This is a genomic window from Bartonella sp. AD328YNZD, assembly GCF_042196425.1.
The window spans coordinates 1-574 of the sequence record NZ_JBHIQG010000829.1; the positions used below are offsets into that span (position 1 = coordinate 1).

Below are 574 nucleotides of genomic sequence, written 5' to 3' on the forward strand. Positions count from 1 at the left end.
TAGATCGTTTTGCTCTTGATGTACTTTATGCGCGTGCTAAAGCAAAAATGTGGAGTAAAGTTGAACGTCTCAAAAAATTGCCTGATATTAAAATATCTGACTTTGGGACAAGGCGCCGCCATTCTTTTTTATGGCAGCGCTGGTGTGTGGAAGCATTAAAAGAAGGCATTGGTAATTCTTTTACTGGAACGTCTAATGTCCTTCTCGCCATGGATACAGATTTAGAAGCTCTTGGAACCAATGCTCACGAATTGCCCATGGTTATTGCTGCTCTTAGCAAAAACGATGATGAATTACGCAGAGCTCCGTATCAAGTTTTGCAAGATTGGAACCGTTATTATGGTGGAAATCTTCTCATTGTTTTACCAGATACCTTTGGTACAGAAGCATTTTTACGCGATGCTCCAGATTGGGTAGCAGATTGGACGGGGTTTAGACCTGATAGTGCACCCCCTATTGAAGGTGGCGAACGTATTATTCAATGGTGGAAAGAAAAAGGAAAAGATCCACGCGAAAAACTTTTAATTTTTTCTGATGCTCTTGATGTCAATACAATCGAAAAAACCTATCATCA

At 40.2% G+C, this 574-nt stretch carries 1 pseudogene; it reads left to right on the plus strand.

The features are described from left to right. A pseudogene (locus ACFIO3_RS15280) lies at positions 1-574 on the plus strand (nicotinate phosphoribosyltransferase); the annotation flags it as partial.